The organism is Nocardia thailandica NBRC 100428 (genome assembly GCF_000308795.1).
Classification (GTDB): domain Bacteria; phylum Actinomycetota; class Actinomycetes; order Mycobacteriales; family Mycobacteriaceae; genus Nocardia; species Nocardia thailandica.
Genome location: NZ_BAGK01000045.1, coordinates 1 through 17426, shown reverse-complemented (window position 1 = coordinate 17426; position 17426 = coordinate 1). Strand labels below are relative to the sequence as shown.

At 70.6% G+C, this 17426-nt stretch carries 25 protein-coding genes and 1 pseudogene; 8 read left to right on the top strand and 18 right to left on the bottom strand.

Translation table 11 applies throughout. The features are described 5' to 3' along the window. Window positions 1-263: 263 nt before the first annotated feature. The 12 genes from ON36_RS04760 to ON36_RS34475 all read right to left on the bottom strand — a co-directional run bounded on the left by ON36_RS04760 (window position 264) and on the right by ON36_RS34475 (window position 3965). A complete protein-coding gene (locus ON36_RS04760; protein ID WP_043648015.1) occupies window positions 264-1211 on the bottom strand; it encodes a hypothetical protein in 948 nt (315 codons plus the stop codon). Next, a complete protein-coding gene (locus ON36_RS04755) occupies window positions 1208-1387 on the bottom strand; it encodes a hypothetical protein (RefSeq protein ID WP_043648013.1) in 180 nt (59 codons plus the stop codon). Before ON36_RS04755 ends, ON36_RS04760 begins: the two co-directional genes overlap by 4 nt. Further along, window positions 1384-1545 carry a hypothetical protein gene (locus tag ON36_RS34495; protein ID WP_157224777.1) on the bottom strand — a complete coding sequence of 54 codons (162 nt, stop codon included), beginning with the start codon at window positions 1543-1545 and terminating at the stop codon, window positions 1384-1386. Before ON36_RS34495 ends, ON36_RS04755 begins: the two co-directional genes overlap by 4 nt. Then, complete coding sequence (locus ON36_RS04750; RefSeq protein ID WP_043648011.1) at window positions 1545-2105, bottom strand: WhiB family transcriptional regulator; 561 nt, start codon at window positions 2103-2105, stop codon at window positions 1545-1547. Before ON36_RS04750 ends, ON36_RS34495 begins: the two co-directional genes overlap by 1 nt. Beyond that, window positions 2102-2272 (bottom strand): hypothetical protein, encoded by a 171-nt coding sequence (locus ON36_RS34490; protein WP_157224776.1) that lies wholly within the window; start codon window positions 2270-2272, stop codon window positions 2102-2104. The genes ON36_RS04750 and ON36_RS34490 overlap by 4 nt, the downstream gene beginning before the upstream one ends. Further along, on the bottom strand, window positions 2269-2526 hold the full coding sequence (locus tag ON36_RS04745; RefSeq protein WP_043648009.1) for a hypothetical protein: 258 nt from the start codon (window positions 2524-2526) through the stop codon (window positions 2269-2271). The genes ON36_RS34490 and ON36_RS04745 overlap by 4 nt, the downstream gene beginning before the upstream one ends. Beyond that, window positions 2519-2686, bottom strand: coding sequence for a hypothetical protein (locus ON36_RS34485; protein ID WP_157224775.1), 168 nt, complete (start codon window positions 2684-2686; stop codon window positions 2519-2521). The genes ON36_RS04745 and ON36_RS34485 overlap by 8 nt, the downstream gene beginning before the upstream one ends. After that, a complete protein-coding gene (locus ON36_RS04740; protein ID WP_043648007.1) occupies window positions 2683-2991 on the bottom strand; it encodes a hypothetical protein in 309 nt (102 codons plus the stop codon). Before ON36_RS04740 ends, ON36_RS34485 begins: the two co-directional genes overlap by 4 nt. Then, complete coding sequence (locus ON36_RS04735; RefSeq protein WP_043648005.1) at window positions 2988-3254, bottom strand: hypothetical protein; 267 nt, start codon at window positions 3252-3254, stop codon at window positions 2988-2990. Before ON36_RS04735 ends, ON36_RS04740 begins: the two co-directional genes overlap by 4 nt. A gap of 68 nt (window positions 3255-3322) precedes the next feature. Further along, the gene (locus ON36_RS34480) at window positions 3323-3499 is read right to left on the bottom strand and encodes a hypothetical protein (RefSeq protein WP_157224774.1); all 177 of its coding nucleotides are present in this window, start codon (window positions 3497-3499) and stop codon (window positions 3323-3325) included. Next, a complete protein-coding gene (locus ON36_RS04730) occupies window positions 3496-3678 on the bottom strand; it encodes a hypothetical protein (protein ID WP_043648003.1) in 183 nt (60 codons plus the stop codon). Before ON36_RS04730 ends, ON36_RS34480 begins: the two co-directional genes overlap by 4 nt. Further along, on the bottom strand, window positions 3675-3965 hold the full coding sequence (locus tag ON36_RS34475) for a helix-turn-helix domain-containing protein (protein WP_157224773.1): 291 nt from the start codon (window positions 3963-3965) through the stop codon (window positions 3675-3677). Before ON36_RS34475 ends, ON36_RS04730 begins: the two co-directional genes overlap by 4 nt. Window positions 3966-4221: 256 nt before the next feature. On the opposite strand from ON36_RS34475, the gene ON36_RS04720 reads away from it, so the two are divergent. The 4 genes from ON36_RS04720 (at window position 4222) to ON36_RS04710 (ending at window position 6366) form a co-directional block, all read left to right on the top strand. Then, entirely contained in the window at window positions 4222-4785 is a 564-nt protein-coding gene (locus ON36_RS04720; RefSeq protein ID WP_157224772.1) for a helix-turn-helix domain-containing protein, read from the top strand. Between the two features lie 104 nt (window positions 4786-4889). Next, window positions 4890-5030 (top strand): hypothetical protein, encoded by a 141-nt coding sequence (locus tag ON36_RS34470; RefSeq protein WP_157224771.1) that lies wholly within the window; start codon window positions 4890-4892, stop codon window positions 5028-5030. 213 nt (window positions 5031-5243) lie between these two features. Next, complete coding sequence (locus tag ON36_RS04715) at window positions 5244-5555, top strand: helix-turn-helix domain-containing protein (protein ID WP_083884911.1); 312 nt, start codon at window positions 5244-5246, stop codon at window positions 5553-5555. A gap of 49 nt (window positions 5556-5604) precedes the next feature. Further along, the gene (locus ON36_RS04710; protein WP_043647991.1) at window positions 5605-6366 is read left to right on the top strand and encodes a hypothetical protein; all 762 of its coding nucleotides are present in this window, start codon (window positions 5605-5607) and stop codon (window positions 6364-6366) included. On the opposite strand, the gene ON36_RS04705 is transcribed toward ON36_RS04710, so the two are convergent. Further along, entirely contained in the window at window positions 6319-7797 is a 1479-nt protein-coding gene (locus tag ON36_RS04705) for a recombinase family protein (protein WP_083884910.1), read from the bottom strand. The two genes, ON36_RS04710 and ON36_RS04705, sit on opposite strands and share 48 nt — an antisense overlap. Window positions 7798-7922: 125 nt before the next feature. Here ON36_RS04705 and ephH point away from each other — a divergent pair, with 125 nt between their 5' ends. Further along, window positions 7923-8777 (top strand): epoxide hydrolase EphH, encoded by an 855-nt coding sequence (gene ephH, locus ON36_RS04700; protein ID WP_043647986.1) that lies wholly within the window; start codon window positions 7923-7925, stop codon window positions 8775-8777. Between the two features lie 147 nt (window positions 8778-8924). Further along, the gene (locus ON36_RS04695) at window positions 8925-10577 is read left to right on the top strand and encodes a purine-cytosine permease family protein (protein ID WP_052313653.1); all 1653 of its coding nucleotides are present in this window, start codon (window positions 8925-8927) and stop codon (window positions 10575-10577) included. 30 nt (window positions 10578-10607) lie between these two features. On the opposite strand, the gene ON36_RS04690 is transcribed toward ON36_RS04695, so the two are convergent. The 3 genes from ON36_RS04690 to ON36_RS04680 form a co-directional block, all read right to left on the bottom strand. Continuing rightward, window positions 10608-11357, bottom strand: coding sequence for an SDR family oxidoreductase (locus ON36_RS04690; RefSeq protein ID WP_043647983.1), 750 nt, complete (start codon window positions 11355-11357; stop codon window positions 10608-10610). A 118-nt stretch (window positions 11358-11475) separates the two neighbouring features. Continuing rightward, on the bottom strand, window positions 11476-12627 hold the full coding sequence (locus tag ON36_RS04685; protein ID WP_043648153.1) for an MFS transporter: 1152 nt from the start codon (window positions 12625-12627) through the stop codon (window positions 11476-11478). Window positions 12628-12765: 138 nt separating this feature from the next. Next, window positions 12766-13224, bottom strand: coding sequence for a MarR family transcriptional regulator (locus ON36_RS04680; protein ID WP_043647981.1), 459 nt, complete (start codon window positions 13222-13224; stop codon window positions 12766-12768). Window positions 13225-13283: 59 nt separating this feature from the next. Between ON36_RS04680 and ON36_RS04675 the strand changes: the two genes are divergently transcribed. Next, on the top strand, window positions 13284-13802 hold the full coding sequence (locus ON36_RS04675; RefSeq protein WP_043647979.1) for an SgcJ/EcaC family oxidoreductase: 519 nt from the start codon (window positions 13284-13286) through the stop codon (window positions 13800-13802). A gap of 27 nt (window positions 13803-13829) precedes the next feature. Here the strand turns inward: ON36_RS04675 and ON36_RS04670 are convergent, their stop codons facing one another. After that, window positions 13830-15047 carry an NADP-dependent isocitrate dehydrogenase gene (locus tag ON36_RS04670; protein WP_043647976.1) on the bottom strand — a complete coding sequence of 406 codons (1218 nt, stop codon included), beginning with the start codon at window positions 15045-15047 and terminating at the stop codon, window positions 13830-13832. 315 nt (window positions 15048-15362) lie between these two features. Between ON36_RS04670 and ON36_RS04665 the strand changes: the two genes are divergently transcribed. Then, window positions 15363-16016: a hemerythrin domain-containing protein gene (locus ON36_RS04665; protein WP_043647973.1), complete on the top strand. Its 654-nt coding sequence runs from the start codon at window positions 15363-15365 to the stop codon at window positions 16014-16016. A 9-nt stretch (window positions 16017-16025) separates the two neighbouring features. Here ON36_RS04665 and ON36_RS04660 read toward each other — a convergent pair. Beyond that, window positions 16026-17426 (bottom strand): annotated as a pseudogene (locus tag ON36_RS04660) (hypothetical protein); the annotation flags it as partial.

Below are 17426 nucleotides of genomic sequence, written 5' to 3'. Positions count from 1 at the left end.
CTCGGAGGGGGTGCAACGGTGCTCCGATCGCGTGTCTCGCCAGTCGCGGTCGGGCCCGAACTTCGATGTCCAGCACCCGGTGTCGGGGTTGAACACCCACACCGTGATCCCGCGTGCTCGCAGGTCACGGAGGTCTGTGGTGATGGGCAGCGCAGCGGCTTCGATCCGCCAGGCCATGCCGTAGTCGGTGGTGAACTCGACGACGGCCCGGCCGCACCGGTGGCACGTGGTCGGCTTGGCGGTGCTGCTGCGCGGCCCGGGCATCAGATGCCCGCCAGCTCCAGGGCGCGGGCCTTGCACGCCGCGGTCACCTCGTCGGTCGCCAGGCCCTGGGATTCCAGGTCGAGCCACAGGGCGCGCAGCGTGTCGATGTCGGCGACGGCGGAGATCTCGGTCAGCAGCTCGGGCGAGGTGGCCGGGACGAACTCCTTCGTCAGGTTCCGGCGGCCGCGCCACTTGCGGACCTGGGCGGCCAGCTGCACGGCGTCCCACCCGGCGGCGATGTCGACCCAGTGCAACGAGCAGGTGCCCTTGCCCGCGGGCAGGTGGATGATCAGCGCCTGCTGCAGGTCGATCGGCTTGGCGTCGACGCCGCGCGCCCCGGTGGCCGGGTCGTAGGTCTGGGCGCGGGCGTACACCGACAGCTGCATGGCGATCTTGCCGATGCCGTAGGTGATGTCGCCGGTCTTGATGTCGCCGATGACGTAGCGGTCGGAGAACTCCAGCAGCCGGTCCAGCGTCCCGGCGACCTTGAGGTCATCGAGCACTCGGAACTGCTCGATCGCCGCGTACTGCAGGCCGCCGGTCGTGCGGATATAGGCGGCCAGGTCGGCGTGCGCCGCCGCGGGCAGCGGCCCGATCTCCTGACCGAGGTCGTGACGCTCGGTCAGGGTGTGCAGCGCGGTGCCTGTGGTGGCCGCCGACCCTGCGCCGGCCGCGTCCATCGCCGCGGCGGTGATGCGGTTCAGCTCGTCCTTGCTGTCGCGGTGCGCAGACACCGCGAGCAGCAGGTCCGGCCGGTCGGCCAGGCCGAGGGCGACCTGGCGCATCTTCCACTGGGTCAGCCCGTGCTTGTCCTCGAGCGCGTCGACGAACGTCGTGCACCGGGTGTAGGCCACCGGCTTCCCGCCGCCGGGCGGGATGATCTTCGGCCGACCCCAGCCGTCACGCTCGATGGTGACGGCCGGGGCGTCGAACAGGTCAGCGGTCATCGCAATCCCTTCACTGCCTCGGTGATGGCGAACGCGATCCCGCCCTCGGCGGTCGCGGCGTTGAACGTCATGCGGGCCAGCGGCAGCTCGCCGTCGAACACCTCGACCGCGACACGGCCGTCGGGCTCGGGGCTGATGACGAGGGACTGTGTGCCGTCGCGGAAGGTCTGGCTCATCGCGGCACCTCGTCCAGGCCGAGCATCCGCAGCAGCTGCAGCCCGTCGGCCGGGCCGGTGGCGTTGCGGGCCACGGTGAGCCGGGCGCGCTGCTTGAACTCCTCGGACAGTTCGGCGATCTCAATGACGGCACCGGACCGCAGATCCTCGACAGGCATCAGGCCACCGCCTTCGCGACGGCGGACTCGACCGCGGACTCGAACACGGCCTCGATCGCGGCGAAGGTCTGCGGCGACGCCCAGCGCTGCCGATCGTCCTTCTTGCAAAGCCCGATCACGCTGTTGGCGCTGACGTCAGCCTCTCGGGCGATGCGGCTGCGGCTCCACCCGGCGTTGATCAGCATGTCCAGCAACGGCCACAGCGGCCGGGCGTCGACGAAGCCGGAGCTGCACGGCATGCACTTCTTCGGCGAGCGCTGCGCGCCCGGGCGGAACTCCTGCCCGCACACTTCGCAGTGGGCCAGCGCGGGCGGGGGCGGAATCACGGGCTCCACGCCGTTCAACCAGGCGTCGAGTCCGCGGCGCTCGGCGGGCGACTCCAGGTCGAAACCGGCGAATATGCCGTACCGCGTCTTCGGGACGATCGCCTCGGCGCAGGCGCGGCGCAGCGGACAATCCCCGCAGTACCGCTTGGCCCTGGCCTTGTCGTGGATCTGCTTTGAGAACCACAGCTCGGGGTTGCTGCGGCAGGCCACGGTCGTCCAGTCCTCGGCGTTCACACCGCCTCCTGCAGGTTGACGGCCGCGTCGCCGTCGCACTCGGCCGCGCGCTCCCTCGGCGGGTTGGCGCGCAGGCCGGACCTGACCAGGGCGATCAGCCAACAGCCGACGGCCGAGAGCACCCCACCGAAGGCGGCGCCGTTCAGGAACATGGAGAGGGGGGTCACGATGCACCTCCGGGATCAGCGGCGCCGGTGAGCGCCTGGAGCTTGCGGTCGATCTCGTGCCAGCGCGCGCGGGCGCGGCGGGCGTCGCGCTCGGCCGCGTCGCGGCGGCCGTGAGCGGTCTGCAGGGAGCCGGTCAGCTTGAGCACCTTCATCGCGAGGTGCGAGTTCTTGGCGGTCGCGATTTCCAGCTCGGCGCGTAGCCGGTGGATCTCGTCGACGTGGTCGGCGCGTTCGGCCTCGGTGTAGTCAGGCACTGCGCACCGCCAGCAGGACGCGGCCGCCCTGTGCGGACTGGATGTCCCAGCCGCGCAGGCGGCGGTCCTCGGCGCGCCCCTCGGTGCAGGTCGCCAGGGTCGCGCCAGCCAGGATCGGGTCGGGGCGTCGGCACCTGGTGCCGCAGTGCTTGCAGGTCATCGCGCACCGCCGATCGCGGCGTCGAGCTCGTGGCGGGGCCGCGGCCGGACCGGCGTGCCGTCGGGGTCGATCGCGCCCGCGCCGAGGTCGGCCGGGGTCCAGCGCATCTCGTCCTCGGGGTCGACGGCCAGCGCGCGGGTGCGGATCACGGCCGCGGTGTAGACCGGCAGCTTGGCGGTCGGGTACTCGTCCGGCCCGACGGCGTGCGCGTACTCGGCGTCGATGCGCTCCTCGATCTCGGCGACGGTCGGCCGGGTGTCCACGGTGTGCCGGGCCCGGCGGCCCGGGCGGAAGATGCCGATCACAGCGCCACCGCCTGACCGGTCAGGGTGGCCAGCTGGGTCTCCTGGGTGCCCGCGAGGATCATCCACAGGTCCAGGCCGATCTCGGACTCCCGCGACGAGGTGGACTGCTTGAGCCGGGCGAGGTAGCGGACGCGCTCGGTGTCGGTGAGCGGCGCCAGGGCGCGGCCGACGCGGAACTCGGTCGAGCCGATGGGCGCGGTGAGCAGAGCTCCGACGTACCGCAGCGCCGCGTCGAGGCTGGTGGAATACTGGGTCGGCGTCATTGGGTAGACTCCTCTGTGAGTGTTGTGACGCTCGGCCGCTGGGGTGCCACCCGGCGGCCGAACTCCTTTCAGTGGTGGTGAAAGTTGGTGAGCCCTGCCGCATCCCCCGCGACAGGGCCTTCCTCCAGCTCGGGTGTGAGCACCGGGCCGGAGGACGTGTAGGCGGCGAGCAGCGTGATCACCGCGGCGCCGGCCACGCAGAGGCAGCCGATGAACAGGCCGCCGAGAATCAGGAGCGCGATCACGCCGCCTCCGTCCGGCCGGGCTGCGGGCGGCTCCGCGCGAAGTCGCGCAGGATCTGGATCGCGGGCAGCAGGTCAGTCAGGGTGAAGTGCGACATCTGCTCGGCGATCCACGCCTCATCGAGGCCTTCGGACTCTCCGCAGCTCGGGACTGCCTGCGCCCCTTCACGCGACCTGCTCATGACTGCTCCTTCGCGGTCGGGTTCGGCGGCGCGCTGGGCAGCATGATGGCGATCTGAGGGATCGCCAGTGCCTCGGCAGCGCGAGAGAGGAGCAAGTTCGTCAACTTCTTGCGACCTGCCTCGATGTTGTGGAGGTAGACCGTGCTGATCCCCATGGCTTCCGCCAGCTGTCGTGGCGACATCCCGCGAAGCTCGCGGATGGTGCGCAGCGTTTCTCCGACGCGTTCCCATGTCTCTCGCGGGAACGGCGTGCTCGCCTGCCCGTCTCGAATCGTGCGATTAGCCACAGTTAGGAGATTAAGGGAACTATAGGGAACTTGCAAGACTGTGACTCCCACAACTTCCGCATGTCGCACTGCCGCAGGTGGACATACATCCACATTTCTACCGGCAGCTCCCCGAAGTCGACTACAGCAGCAGGCGAGGATCGGCCGAGCGAAACGCAAGATTGCGCCATCGCCGCAGGCCAGAGGTGCGAGAAGTTACCGCCATTTCCCCCTTGAGATGGTTGATGTTCCCTACGTTTCCCCCCAAGATGTAGGGGTGACGAGGGACGATGAGCCGAACCCGCAGCTGCGCAAGGCTGGCAGGAAGGTGTCAATTGCCCGCATGCAGCGGGGCATCGATGCGACCACCCTCGCGCGCGTCGCGAAGGTGGATCCGAAGACCCTGCGCGCACTGGAGAACGGCACGCAATGGCCGCGAGACCTGACCCGTCGCAAGATCGAAGTCGCCCTCGAGCTGCCGATCGGCACCATCGAGAGCTGGTACGACGGCACCGAACCACCCCTAGCCGAGACGCCGAGTGCCCAAGTAGAGACCGCAGTCGGAGGACCAGCGGCCGCCGCCCCAGACGGGCGAACCGCAGCCGATCAGCTGCGCGCGGCGAACATCGCGGTGGCTGCCGAGCGGATGGAGGCCCTGACCGCCGAGGACATCGCGACGGTGCAGGATCTCATCGACGAACTGGGCCGCGCCCGGTACAGCGATTGGGATGCCCGATGGGGCGACGACTACGACCTCGCCTGGAACCGGCGCGCCAAGCTCGGCCCACTGCCGGCCGATGAGGAGCAGGCAGCCCTCGCCGCACTACCCCCCGAGGAGTGAGCGCGCACGCCGGTGATCCACACGCCATCGCGGTGGTTCCAGTCCGGCCCGGGCCCGTTGAGCACCGCGTGCTCGGCCTCTGTCCGGAGTGATCGGAAGTGCTCATGAGTCACACCGAGCCGGGGCAGTATGAAGACCCGCCCGTCGCGCAGCATCAGCGCGCCGATCACGAGGAGGCCGTCTCGCTCGATCGTCATGTGTCCCGCCGGCGTCAGCTCGACGACGCCCAGCAAACCGGCGATTGAATCGGATTCCCCTGCACCGTGCACGATTTCCCCTGCAACTTCCGCCGCCCTCAACGATGGGAGCGATCTCGTTGACGAACACGCTAGTCCGTGGCAAACCCGTGTTTCCAGAAATGGAATTCCGGAAACGTCACAATCCAGCGACCAGACGTCACGCTGGGAAATAGCTACCGATACCACCCGGAACCATACGGAGCTGAAAGCCGGTGCGCTATGAGCGATTTCGGAGAGCTACGACGGCAACTGAGAATCGCCTACGGGAGAGTACTCGGGCGGCTGCGCGAAGATCGCGGATGGAACATGAAGCAAGCCGCGAGCGCGGTCGGCCTCAGCATGAACACCTATCGCCGGACGGAGATGGGCGAGCGCGAGGTGACCGCCCCCGAGCTCGACATCATCGCCGGGGTGTACGGAGTCGAAACCGAGGTGCTCGCCAGCGAGGCGCGCACCATGGTCGCCGACGGCGAAATCCCTTCGCAGGCAGAGCGAGCCGCCGAGTCCTGGCGCAACTTCCTCGGCTGGTAGCCGAGCGAATCCACCTTCACGTGTCACACCCAGGGGATACGCTCGCGGAGTGTTACCTTGGCTACCGATCTGCGCACTGCTCCTCGCGTCGGCCGCCGTCGTCGTCTACCGGTGGCGCACCTTCAGGCCGACCGGGGTCAATCTCGCGCCGGACATCGACGCGGCGCGCTTCACCACTGCGATCGCCACCGTCATCGCCGCGACCGCACTGGGTATCACCGACGCCGGAGACGAGGTAATCGACCCCGCCCTCGCACGAATTGGTCTGGGCGAGAATATCTCCGATCTCGCACAGACCGTGTGGCTCGTACTCGCGTGTGCGTTTTTCGCGGGACAATCGGCCGTCGTGATTCAGGAGCGGATCACCGACAAGAACTACGACGTGCGGCGATTAGCGCTGATCGTGTGCGCGGTCGTTGCTGTCCTGCTCATCATCCTGTCGCGCCTGTCCGAGTCCAGGACAACACCGGCCGCGAGTGACTTCGTCTTCGACGACGTGGCAGGACGCAGCTATTCGCTGGTTTTCTGGTGCGTCATCGTCGTGACCGCACTGCTGGTCACGACGGCCGCCTCGTACTCGATCATCGACCTCGGCCCGCAGAGCCAGCTCGTAGCAATGTGCACGGCCGGGGCGAGTAGCGCGCTCGTCGCCGCCTACGTGCTCGGCCGGTTCGCAGCCGACCACGGCGGAATGGCCGACTGGCTCACCAGATACGGGCAGTACTGGACGATCCCCGGGCTGGTGGGAATCACCGTGGCCGGCCTACTTCAGGGACCCGGACCTGCGGCCCGGCGCCAAGCGCGCCGGTAGCACCTCGACGCCATGCACGCCCGCCTTGCCGCGCAGCTCGCGCGGGATCGGCGAGATCCTGACGTAGAAGGTGGTGCGGATGACATCACGCTTCTGCGCGAGGGTGAAGTCGGGACTGTTCCACAGGTCCGGCCCCTCCTCGATCAGCCGCCGCACGTCCGGCGGCACCGCGCGCGTGACCGTGTCGATCCGGTCCTGCACCACCTGGATCTGTTGCTTGAGTCCCGCCACGAACACCGCGGCCTCAGCCATCGTCAGCCCGGCCTGGCCCGCGTCGCGCAGCGCCGAGTCGCGCTCGGCCTGGAGGCGATTCAGCTCGGCGATGTCGGCCTTCAGCGACGCCTTCGGCGCCTCGGGGTCGGTCGCGAGCAGCTTGTAGGCGTCCGGCCTGCTCAGCAGCCGGAGGATCACCGCGGTCACGTGCGGGTCGACGATGGATACCCGGCGGCCGACGTGCCCTTTCGGGCAGCGGTAGGTCGGCGGGCGTTCCTTCGAGGCGTACCCGAGCTCGCGGTGCACGGTCAGCCGGCTGTCGCACTCCCCGCAGCGCGAGTGGTAGGATAGCAGCCATTTCGGCTCGGTCCCGCGCTGCATCCGCCGGTCGGGATCGCTGAGGATCCGGACCACCGCCTCGTGCGTGTCCAGGTCGATGATGGGAGTCCAGGTGCCCTGCGCCACCACCTTGCCCTTGTATGTGCGCAGGCCCGCGTACGTCGGCGACATCAGCAGGCGGCGGACCTGGCTGCTGGAGAGGTCCAGCGCCGCGCCGGTTGCCCGCGCCCACTCCTCGTTGAAGGTGCGCGTCACCGCGCTCATGGTCGCCCCGCCGAGGACGAGGTCGCAGCACCGGGTGATGACGGCAGCCTGCTCGGGGATCGGGACGCGAGTCATCGGCGCGCCGGTCAGTTCGTCGCGGATGATGCGGTAGCCACGAGGGAGTCGGCCGTGCGCCTGGCCGTCCTCAAGGGCGGTCTGGATGCCGCGCTGGATCGCCTCGCTGAGGTCGTCCGAGAACTCCTCGGCGCGCAGCGCATCCGCGTTGGCGTTGCGCCGGTCCCCCGCCTTCGCCAGGTCGTAGGTGCGGTTGCCGTATCGCCACAGGGTGCCGGTCTCGATGCACAGGCGTCGCAGCGCGACATAGTCGTCGAGGTCTCGATGGGCGCGATTGTTCGCGAAGGTCCACAGCCCGACAACCTTTCCCGATTCGATCAGCTCGCGGGTCTGCTGGAAGCCGGGACGGTCCTGCACACGGCGGTACCGGCTGGCCGACAGGTTGTCCTTGAAGACGGCGGCCACCTCGCCGCCGATGCCCGCGATGTCGCGGCGGCCGACGCGCTCCTGGTCCGCCACCGACTTGTCCCCGGGGCCCGACTTGCGGACGTACAAGACCCATTGTCCGCCATCGCCGGTCGCGTTTTGCCTGGTAGACATGGGTCTACCGTACTCCCCCTATTGACAATTGTCTGTTGACACGATTTTCGACACCCCGAAACCGTACAATGGCAGGTCAGGAACGCACCCTGAGGACACCGTCGTCCAGGAAAGGGGTGATGACAATGCCGTCGTCACAGACCCGAACCACCGCCCGCCCGGGGCCCGTCGAGGCCCTGCATCTCGGGTCCGGCGACCCGGTGCTGCTGTTGCACGGGTTCATGCTCTCGCCGCACTGCTGGGAGCGGGTCGCGCGCCGATTGTCCGGCCACTGCGAGGTCTACGCGCCCGCGTTCGCCGGCCACTGGGGCGGCGCGCCGATCGACGGCTGGTCCGCCGATGTGCACACCCTGGCCGACCGGATCGAGGACCAGCTCGACGCCCTCGGCTGGCGCACCTGTCATATCGCGGGCAACTCGCTCGGCGGGTGGGTCGGCTTCGAACTGGCCCGGCGCGGCCGGGCCCGCACCCTGACCGCGATCGCCCCGGCGGGCGGCTGGGAGAGCCCGTCGTTCACCCAGGTCCGGGTGGGGCTGAAGTTCGCCTCGATGGTCCCGCTGGTGGAGATCGGGCGCATGCTGGGCGGCCTGGCCTGGAACAACGCGCTCGTCCAGCAGGCCGTCGCCCTGCTGCTGACGAAGAACACCGGCGCGGCCGACCGCCGCGACGTCGCCACCGTCATCGAGGCGGCGGTGCACTGCCGGGCGATGGTCCCGATGATCCTGGGCAGCCTGCGCACGCCGGCCATGCACGATCTCGGCGAGCTCGCCACCCCCGTGCGGCTGCTGCTCGCCGAGCACGACCGGATCATCCCCAACCGCACCTACGCCCGCCGTTACCTGCGGGAACTGCCCGAACCGACCGACCGGATCCTGGTACACGGGGTGGGGCACGTGCCGATGCTGGAGGCGCCCGACCGCATCGCCACCCTCATCGCCGAGCACATCTACGCCAGCCGCACCCACCTGCGCGCGGTCTGATCACCGCCCCGCCGATCCCGCTGTGAGCCGCGCCACAGTGAGGTCGGCGTAACACCGTGGCAATCGACCGGATACGCCGCGGGCACATCGATGGAGAACCTTCGACGGGTCAGCCGAATTACCCGATGCCGTCGAGGGAGCTGTTCCGTGACCGAAGTCGATATCCGCCCGCCGAATGCCGACGGGATCGCCGCGGCGAAGGAGACGCTGGAGGACTACACCCTGCGGTTCGCGCCGCGCAGCTATCGCAAGTGGAGTCCGGCGGTGGTCGGGATCTCCGCCCTCGGCGGTATCGCCTATCTGGCCGACTTCGCCATCGGCGCGAATATCGGTATCGCGCACGGCACCGGAAACGCGCTGATCGGCATCGGTATCTTCGCCGTCGTCGTCATGCTCACCGGTTTCCCGCTCGCCTATTACGCCGCGCGCTACAACATCGATCTCGATCTCATCACGCGCGGCAGCGGATTCGGTTACTACGGGTCGATCGTCACCAATATCGTGTTCGCCTCGTTCACGTTCATCTTCTTCGCGCTCGAGGGCTCGATCATGGCGCAGGGCCTCGAATTGGGGCTCGGTATCCCGCTCTGGCTGGGTTATCTCACCTCCACGCTGATCATTTTCCCGCTGGTGATCTACGGGATGAACACGCTGGCGAAACTGCAGGTGTGGACGACGCCGCTGTGGCTGCTGCTGATGGTGCTGCCGTTCGGCTTCCTGCTCGTGCGGCACCCGGATTCGGTGGGTGCCTTCTTCGCCTACGGCGGGGAGAACGGCTCGGGGGTGAGCCTGTCGGGCGCGCTGCTGGCCGCGGGCGTCTGCCTGTCGCTCATCGCCCAGATCGCCGAGCAGATCGACTACCTGCGCTTCATGCCGCCGCGCACCCCGGAGAACGCGCGCCGCTGGTGGGGCTGGATGCTGCTCGCCGGTCCCGGCTGGGTGCTCTTCGGCGCGCTCAAGCAGATCGTCGGCCTGTTCCTCGCGGTGTACCTGATCGCGAATCTGCCCGCCGCCCAGGGCATCGCCAACCAGCCGGTGCACCAGTTCCTCGAGATCTACCGCGACATGGTGCCGGGCTGGCTGGCCATGACCCTGGCCGTCGTCCTCGTGGTGATCAGCCAGATCAAGATCAACGTCACCAACGCCTACTCCGGCTCGCTGGCCTGGACCAACTCCTACACGCGGGTCACCAAGACCTACCCGGGGCGGCTGGTGTTCCTCGTGGTCAACCTCGCCATCGCGCTGATCCTCATGGAAGCGAACATGTTCGACTTCCTCAACAACATCCTCGGCTTCTACGCCAACTGCGGTATCGCCTGGATCGTCACCGTCGCCACCGACATCGCGGTCAACAAGTACCTGCTGAAGATCTCGCCCAAGGTGCCGGAGTTCCGGCGCGGGATGCTCTACGACTACAACCCGGTCGGGCTCGTCGGCTTCGGCGCGTCGGCGGTGCTGTCGATCCTGACCTTCTTCGGCCTCTTCGGCGAGCTGCTGAAGCCGTACTCCCCGCTCGTCGCGGTGGCGGTCGCGTTCGTGGCGACCCCGCTGACCGCGATCGCGACCAAGGGCCGCTACTACCTGCGCCGCACCGACGACGGCATCGCCGCGCCCATGTTCGACGAGCACGGCAACCCGTCGGGCGCGACGCTGACCTGCGCGGTCACCGGCATGGAGTTCGAGCGGCCGGACATGATCGCCTCCGCGCTGCCCGGCCCCGCCGGCGAGATCCAGTACATCAGCTCGCTGGCGCTCTCGACCGACCGCGACGGTCGGCATCTGCTGCCGCCGCAGCGGTAGTGCCGAGGCGGCGGGCCGCGGCCCGCCGCCTCAGATCATCTTCCGGACCACGGGGAGGGGCAGCAGCCGCAGCGCGTAGCCGAACGGGATCCACGGCCAGCCGGGCACGTAGGCCTTGGCGCGGCGCTTCTCGATCGCGGCGACCATCGCGCGGACGCCGGTCTCGGTGTCGACCATGAACTTGGGCGCGTGCTGCGTCCGGTCGGTCATCTCCGAGCGGATGTAGCCCGGGTAGACGACCGAGACGTCGACGCCCGGGATCGCCTCGGCGCGCAGGCCCTCGGCCAGCGCGGCGACGCCCGCTTTGGTGGCCGCGTAGGTGGTCAGGGTTTTCGGCATGCCGCGCAGGCCCGAGATGGAGGAGATCATCACCAGGTGGCCGCGGCCCTGGGCGCGGAAGATCTCGAGCGCGGCCTCGGCCTGGGCCAGCGCGGCGACGAAGTTGACCATGGCGGTCTGCCGGTTGGCGGCGTGCCTGCCGGTGCCGAGCGGCGCGCCCTTGCCGAGGCCCGCGTTGACCACGACCCGGTCGATAGTGCCGAACTCCGCGGCGAACTCGCCGAAGACGGCCGCCACCGCGTCGTCGTCGGTGACATCGAGACCCCGCACCGACACCGTCCGGTCCGGATGGGCCGCGAGGATCTGCGCGCGCAGCTCCTCGAGCCGCTCGGTGCGCCGGGCGCAGAGGGCGAGGTCGTAGCCGAGGGCGGCGAACTGGCGGGCCATCTCCTCGCCGAGGCCCGAGCTGGCGCCGGTGATCAGCACCGTTCCCCCGCTCACGAGACAGCCCCCGGCGCGAAACGGTCCGGTGCGTGGCGTAGCGATTCCATGGCTGCACGCTAGTCGCTCCCCGGCGGTCGCCGGCGAGGTTCGGGGCGCGGCGTGCGCGGGGACCCGCTCAGGCCGCGGCGTACCCGGCCGACCCGCGCGCGATCCGCACCGTGATCGCGAACAGCACGACGCCGCTGGTCGCCAGGGCCGCGCCGACGACGGCGGGGGCGGTGTAGCCGAGCCCGGCGGCGATGACGAGGCCGCCGAGCCAGGCGCCGACGGCGTTGGCGATGTTGAGGGCGGCGTGGTTGAGGGCGGCGGCGAGGGTCTGCGCGTCGGCGGCGACGTCCATGAGGCGGGTCTGCAGGGCGGGGGCGAGGGCCGCGCCGGACGCGCCGACGAAGAAGGCGCCGATCCCGGCGGTGACCGGGTTGTGCGCGGCGGCGACGAAGACCGCGAGGATGACGACCATGGCCACCAGCCCGGTCAGGATCGCGCGGTCGACACCCCGGTCGGCGAGCACGCCGCCGGCGAGGTTGCCCGCGACCATGCCGAGACCGAACAGCGCCAGCACGATCGGCACCGCGCCCGTGGCCATGCCCGCGACGTCGGTGAGCGTGGTGGCGATGTAGGTGTAGACGGCGAACATGCCGCCGAAGCCGACCGCGCCGACGGCCAGGGTGAGCAGGACCTGCGGGCGGCGCAGCGCGCCGAGCTCGGTCATCGGGTTGGTGAGTTTCATGCCCGTGAGGGCGGGGACGAACCGGGCGATCGCGGCGACGGTCGCCAGGCCGATCAGGGCGACGACCACGAACGCGTCCCGCCAGCCGAAGTGCTGGCCCAGCCAGGTCGCCGCCGGCACGCCGACGACGTTGGCCGCGCTCAGGCCGAGCATGACCGCGGCGACCGCCTTGGCGCGCATGCCCGCGGGCGCGAGGGTGGCCGCCGCCAGCGAGGCGACGCCGAAGTAGGCGCCGTGTGGCAACCCGGAGACGAAACGCGCCGCGACCAGCGTGCCGAAGGTCGGCGCGAGCACGGTCGCGACGTTGCCGAGGGTGAACGCCGCCATCAGCGCGATCAGCAGCCCCTTGCGCGGCACCCGCGCGCACAGCGCGGCGATCACGGGGGCGCCGACGACCACGCCGAGCGCGTAGGCCGACACCGCGTGGCCCGCGGTCGGCTCGGAGACCGAGAACCGGGCGGCGATGTCGGGCAGCAGGCCCATGGTGACGAATTCGGTGGTGCCGATGCCGAAGCCGCCGAGGGCCAGCGCCAGCATTGCGGGCACGTGCCAGCTGTCGCGCGGTAGCTCGGCACGGTCCGGGGCGGCGGTGGATACGGCGGTCACGCCTTCATGCAACAGCCACCGGCCCCGCTCCGCCTCCCGGGCGGGGCGTGAGTTGCCCCACCCCGGCGATCAGGAGCCCGCGCGGACCCGGTCGGTCTGCTGTTCGTGCACGGTGCGCGCGGTCGCGAGGAAGTCGAGGATGACGGCCAGTTCCGCGTCGGTGAACCGGGACAGCGCGCCCGCGCCCGCCGCGGCGAACGGGCCGTAGATGCCGGCGATGAGTTCCTCGGCCCGTCCGGTGACCCGGACCAGTACCCGCCGCCTGCTCAGCGGGTCGGGGGCGCGGGTGACCAGGCCGCCCTTGACCAGCCGGTCGACGACCGTGGTCGTGGCGGCCGGACTCAGCCGCAGGGCGACGGCCAGCTCGCCCGCGGACACCGGTCCGCGTTCGGCGACCAGGTCGAGGCAGCGCAGGTCGGTGCGGTTGATGCCGAGCCGCTCGGCGACCACCTCGTCGAACAGGTCGAAACTCTGCTGGAGCCCGCGCAGCGTCGCGCCGATCTCGGCGATCCGCTCATCTTTCGACATTCGAACCTTTCTGTCATAGTAATATTCGACCATCGAAACCTTACCGCAGGGAGGCCGCCATGCCCACCACCCCGACCGTCGACGACGAGGCCGCCATCCGGGCGCTGTTCGACCGGTTCCTCGCCGCGTGGACCGCGAACGACGCCGCCGCCTTCGGCGCGCTGTTCACCGAGGACTCCGACTACGTCTCCTACGACGGCACCCGCGCCACGGGCCGGGCCGCGCACCAGGACAACCACGACCGCCTGTTCCGCGGCGTGCTGGCCGGCTCGGCCCTGGTCGGCGAGATCGAATCCGTGCGACCGGTCACCGCCGACGTGGCCCTCGTCCACGGCAACGCCTCGGTCCTCATGCCGTGGCGGCGGCGACTGCCGCGGCGCCGACTGTCCCGCCAGACGCTGGTGCTGGTGCGCACCGCCGCGGGCTGGCGCATCTCGGCCATCCACAACGGCCGGGTACGGCCGGTGACGGTGCCCGCCCCCGACTCGTTCCCCGCGCGGATGTCGCGGCTGTGCACCCGGCTCGCGCGCCGGCTCGGCCTCGGCCGCCCGGACGGCGAAGGGCGCCCACACCGGTAGGTGGGGCGCCCTTGTCGGAGCGGGAGATCAGCGCAGCGCGCGAGCCAGGTTCACATCCAGCGCGCCGAGGAACTCCTCGGTGGAGAGGTAGCCCTGGTCGCCGCCGACGAGCAGCGCCAGGTCCTTGGTCATCTGCCCGCCCTCGACGGTCTTGATGACGACGTCCTCGAGGGTCTGCGCGAAGCCGATGACCTCGGGGGTGTTGTCCAGCTTGCCGCGGTGCTCGAGGCCGCGGGTCCAGGCGAAGATCGACGCGATCGGGTTGGTCGAGGTCGGCTTGCCCTGCTGATGCTGACGGTAATGGCGGGTCACGGTGCCGTGCGCGGCCTCGGCCTCACAGGTCTTGCCGTCCGGGGTCAGCAGCACCGAGGTCATCAGGCCGAGCGAACCGAAGCCCTGGGCGACGGTGTCGGACTGGACGTCGCCGTCGTAGTTCTTGCATGCCCAGACGTAGCCGCCCTCCCACTTCATGGAGGAGGCGACCATGTCGTCGATCAGGCGGTGCTCGTAGGTCAGGCCCGCCGCGTCGAACTCGGCCTTGAACTCGGCGTCGAAGATCTCCTGGAAGGTGTCCTTGAACATGCCGTCGTAGGCCTTGAGGATGGTGTTCTTCGTGGAGAGGTACACCGGGTAGTTCTGCTGCAGGCCGTAGTTGAACGAGGCCCGCGCGAAGTCCTCGATGGACTTGCGGAAGTTGTACATCCCCATGACGACACCGCCGTCCTCGGGCATCTTCACGACCTCGTGCACGATCGGCTCGCTGCCGTCGTCGGGGGTGAAGGTCAGGGTGACCGTGCCGCCCTGGAACACCTTGAAGTCGGTGGCGCGGTACTGGTCGCCGAACGCGTGGCGGCCGATGATGATCGGCTTGGTCCAGCCGGGGACCAGTCGCGGCACGTTGGAGATGATGATGGGCGCGCGGAAGATGGTGCCGCCCAGGATGTTGCGGATGGTGCCGTTGGGCGAGCGCCACATCTTCTTGAGGCCGAACTCCTTGACGCGGGCCTCGTCGGGAGTGATGGTCGCGCACTTGACGCCGACGCCGTGCTTCTTGATCGCGTTGGCGGCGTCCACGGTGACCTGGTCGTCTGTCTTGTCGCGGTACTCGATGCCGAGGTCGTAGTACTCGAGGTTCACGTCGAGATACGGGTGGATCAGCTTGTCCTTGATGAACTGCCAGATGATCCGGGTCATCTCGTCGCCGTCGAGTTCTACGACGGTGCCTTCAACCTTGATCTTGGACATGGATCTTCGTGTCCTCCTAGGATGGTGCCCTCATTGCACGGCCAGGCGAACACGCTTGTGAGCGGACCCCAGCTGTTCCAACAGACAACGTATATGTCCCGCGTTGTCCGCGGGACGTGTGGTGCAAACAAGACGAGCGTACTGCTGCCGTCGTCCTCACCGCGACCGGATGGTCCACTGTGCGGAATTCGGGCCGGTGGCCGACGACCGCAGACGTCGGGTTCGACGGTAGAGGATCGCTGGTCGGGGCCGGTCGGCGGCCCGCCGCGAGCGGGCGGCAAGTGGGCCGCAAGCGGCGCGCGGCACCGTCGGGTCATGACCGACGATCCCACCGCCGTGCCCGACCTGCTCGGCATCTCCCTCGCCCATCGCGCCATGCTCGCCGACACCGCCCACCTCGCCGCCGTCGCGGCCGACATCGCCCGCGGCCGGTCGGCGTGCGGACCGCGCCGCGCGGCCGCCGTGGCGGGCTACCTCCGCGACCTGTGCGCCTCCGTCCACCATCACCACCGGATCGAGGACACCGTCCTGTGGCCGGTGCTGGCCGAGGCCGCGGGCGCCGCGGTCGACCTGCGCGAGCTCAGCGACGACCACGCCGAACTCGACCCGCTGCTCGCCGAGGTCGACACCGCCGCCGCCGGGCTCGTCGCCCGCGGCGCGGCCGGCGCCCCCGCGCTGGCCGAGGCGCTGCGCAGGCTGGACGACGTCCTCACCGAGCACATCGCCGACGAGGAACGCACCGTCTTTCCCGCGGTGCGCGCGCACGTCCACCCCGACCGGTGGGCCGACGTCGAGGCGGCCGCGCGGGCGGGCGCGAAGATGCGTTTCGAGCTGCCGCGCATGGCCGCGGTGTGCACGCCCGAAGAGTGGGCGCGCGCGACCGGCGGCGGCGGGCTGACGCTGCGGGTCATGCTCGCCGTGTTCGGGGTCGGCCACCGGCGCAGGCGGCGGGCGATCGCGGGCGGGTAGCGCCCCGGCTCACCCGGCCGGGTACGCCGCGTCGGACGCGGCGAGCTCGGCGGCGATCCGCGCGCGCACCCGGTCGGCGTCGCGGCGGTGGGCCGCGGCGGCGGCCGGGTCGCCGAGGGCGTCGGCGAGTTCGGCCAGCACCGAGTCGACCGGGCCGAGCGCCACCGACCCCGAGTCGAGGCCGCCGATGGTGCCCGCGCGGCACAGCAGGTCGTCGTAGTGGCGGCGGGCGCGCGCGGTGTCGCCCAGCCGCGCCGCGACCCGGGCCGCGAACATCGACATCGCGCTCCAGTAGTAGTCGCGCAGCACCGGATGGCCCCGCTCCACCACGCGGGCCGCGCCTGCGGCGTCGCCCGCGTCGAGCAGGGCGAGGGCGTAGACGTAGGCGATCACGCTCGGCGCGGCCTCGTACATCGCGGCGTAGACATCGAGCGCGCCGGACAGGTCGCCCTCCGCCCAGCCGATCTGCATCTCCCCCACCATCCGGAGCTCCTCGCCGTTCGCGTGACCGGAGGCGGTCATGTGGGCGGCGAGCCCGGCCAGCACGGTCCGCACGCTGTCGTGGTCGCCGCGCAGGACCGCCAGCACCGCCCGGAACGCGGTGGACACCACGAGCAGCGGCCCGAGCTGCCCGCCGGAGCCGCAGGCGACGGCCTGATCGATCTCGGCGCGCGCCCGGACAAGCGCGCCCTCGCCCGCGGCGACCAGGAACAGCAGGAACCGCGCGACCGCCTCGAACTCCGGCAGGCCCGCCGCCCGCGCCACCTCGAGCAGCTCGGCCGCCAGCGGCGCGCGATCGGCCCACAGGTCGGGGCCGAGGGAGACGAACGCGCGGGCGTTGAGGGCCGCGCACAGGAGTTCGGGGTCGCCCAGCTCGCGGGCCAGGGCCAGCGCCTGCGCCGAGAACAGGAAGGCGCGTTCGTCGTCGGCGCCTTCCACCTCGAACACCGTGGTCACCAGCAGGCGGACCCGCACCGGCCCGGCGGGCACCCGGTCGAGCGCCGCGAGCAGCGCGGCGACGAGCTCGTCCTCGGGCAGGCCGCGACGGCGGGTCGTCCAGATCGTGGGCGCGCGCCACGCGGTGAGGACCGCCAGCACCGGGTCCTCGGCGGCCGTCACCCGCCCGGCCACCCACGACACGTCCCCGGACGCGGGGGCGCGCGCGGCGCCCAGCGCCCGGGCCGTGGCCAGCGCGGCGGTGCGCAGCGCCCGCGCCTCCTCGTCGTTGCCGCCGTGGGCCAGCGCGTCGACCAGGGCGCAGCGCGCGTCGAGCGCCGCCAGGCGGTCGGCGCGGGCGGCGGACGGGTCCTCGTGGCCCGCGCGCACGTGCAGGTCGAGGGCGGCGCGCCAGAGCGGGGCCGCCTCCTGGTGTGCGTGCCGGGCACCGCTGTGCGCGGCCGCGGCGACCAC